The following is a 2,250-nucleotide window of genomic DNA, read 5'->3' on the forward strand; positions in this document are numbered from 1 at the left end:
TAAAAAGTCCCGGCACAAAATGCCGGGATTTTTTGCTTTAACAGGGTTATGAAAATAGAAAAACCAAGAGTTGCCATACAAGGGATCCGCGCCTCGTTTCATGAAGAGGCCGCTTTAAGATATTTTGGCGAAAATGCCCAGATGATAGAGTGCAACTCCTTTAAACAAACATTTGAAAGTTTAAAGAACAGGGAAGCTGATTATGTGGTAATGGCTATTGAAAACAGCATTGCCGGCAGCATATTGCCTAACTATACCCTGTTGCTTGATTATGGCTTTCCGGTAGTGGGCGAAATTTACTTACCCATACAATTACACTTAATGGCATTGCCGGGTGTAAAGTTTGAGGATGTTAAATTCGTAACCTCCCATCCCATCGCCTTACGCCAGTGTGTTGATTTTTTTGACGAATATCCGCACCTTAAAATTGTGGAAAGCAGCGATACTGCCGCCTGTGCCAAACGCATACGCGACGAACAACTAACCGATACAGTGGCCATTGCAAATTCTCTTGCCGCCAGTCTTTACGGTCTTGACGTGTTGGAGCGTAGGATCGAATCAAACAAAAGAAATTTTACACGTTTCCTGATCCTTACCCATCACGATAACATGGAGAAGAAAAATGTAAATAAGGCGTCGCTTTGTTTCCAGGTGAGTAATAAAGTTGGCGCTTTGGCCAAAGTGCTTAATATTTTTGCCGAAGAAGGCTTAAATATGAGTAAGATCCAATCAATGCCCATCTTAGGTAAGCGTAACGAATACAATTTTTATGTAGATGTTGAGTGGGAAGAACAAAAACATTATGATAGCGCTATAAGACAGATCCTTAAATACACACAAAACTTTAATATACTCGGCGAATATGAAAGACACGAAGATGAGTTATCAGTAACACCTAAACCCCAAAGAATTGAGCGGGTACGGAGATATATCAATATCCGGCGCAACATTTAAGATCCTGCAGATCGACAACAATAATTAAAAACAAAAAATATAAAATAACCCCTGGGCTTAAAAATTAAAAAGCCCGACAAATAATTAAAAAGATGAAACTAAATTTAAACATACAGCCGCTTCATACCTGGATTAAAACCGGTAAAGAACCATTGGTAATTGCGGGTCCTTGCAGTGCCGAAACTGAAGATCAGCTGGTAGCCACAGCTCATTTATTAGCTCAAACCGGTAAAATCTCTGCTTTACGTGCAGGTATCTGGAAACCACGCACCCGTCCGGGAGAGTTTGAAGGTATCGGCAGTATTGGTTTAGAGTGGTTAAAACGTGCTAAAGCAGAAACAGGTTTGCCAACCGCAATTGAAGTAGCAACAGGTAAACATGTTGAAGAAGCTTTAAAAGCCGGTGTTGATATACTTTGGGTTGGCGCCCGCTCAACAGTTAACCCTTTCACCGTACAGGAAATTGCCGATGCCTTACGTGGTGTTGACGTGCCTGTAATGGTTAAAAACCCGGTAAACCCCGATCTTTCTTTATGGATTGGCGCATTGGAACGTATTAACAACGCCGGCATCACCAAACTGGCTGCTATTCACCGCGGTTTTTCATCTTACGAAAAATCAGCTTTCCGTAACGAGCCAATGTGGGATATCGCTATTGCCTTAAAAACTCTGGCTCCCGAACTGCCTATCATTAATGATCCAAGTCACATCTCGGGTAACCGCGACCTGATTGGTTACATATCACAAAAAGCATTAGATCTTGATATGCAGGGTTTAATGATCGAATCGCACATCGACCCAAGCGTTGCCTGGACAGATGCAAAACAACAGGTTACCCCTGCTGCCCTTGCCGACATTATAGATCACCTGGCTTTACGTAAACCAGAGATCCGCAATGCCGAAGTAAACGATAAACTGGCCGAGTTACGTAAACAGATCGACAAAATTGACGATTTAGTTATACAGAAAATTGCCGAACGTATGCAGATTGCTGATAAGATCGGTCAATACAAAAGAGATAACAACATTACCATTTTACAGGTTGGCCGTTGGGACGAAATCCTTCAAAAACGTAGCAACTATGCAAAAGCTTTAAAGTTGGGCGACGAGTTTACTGAGAAATTATTGGAGCTTTTACACGCCGAATCTATCAGCAGGCAAACAGCTGTCATGAACGCCAGCGAAGCCGGACAAGCAGCAGAAAAACTAACACACGCCATGGTTAAAGTCAAAAGTCAAAAGTCAAAAGTCAAAAATTGTTTATTCTTTTTTGACTTTTGACTTTAAGACTATAGAC

Annotated in this window: 2 protein-coding genes; both read left to right on the forward strand. The window is 41.6% G+C overall.

The features are described 5' to 3' along the window. The first annotated feature begins 48 nt into the window (after nucleotides 1–48). A complete protein-coding gene (locus tag AC1DPZ_RS25770) occupies nucleotides 49–954 on the forward strand; it encodes a prephenate dehydratase (RefSeq protein WP_477408872.1) in 906 nt (301 codons plus the stop codon). Between the two features lie 92 nt (nucleotides 955–1,046). Next, the gene (locus AC1DPZ_RS25775) at nucleotides 1,047–2,234 is read left to right on the forward strand and encodes a chorismate mutase (protein ID WP_477408874.1); all 1,188 of its coding nucleotides are present in this window, start codon (nucleotides 1,047–1,049) and stop codon (nucleotides 2,232–2,234) included. The last annotated feature ends 16 nt before the right edge of the window (nucleotides 2,235–2,250 follow it).

The sequence above is a fragment of the Mucilaginibacter sp. P4_G9 genome, assembly GCF_056400985.1.

Coding starts and splice junctions, on each gene's coding strand:
- AC1DPZ_RS25770 (WP_477408872.1), top strand. CDS start 49: ATGAAAATAGAAAAACCAAGAGTTGCCATACAAGGGATCCGCGCCTCG.
- AC1DPZ_RS25775 (WP_477408874.1), top strand. CDS start 1,047: ATGAAACTAAATTTAAACATACAGCCGCTTCATACCTGGATTAAAACC.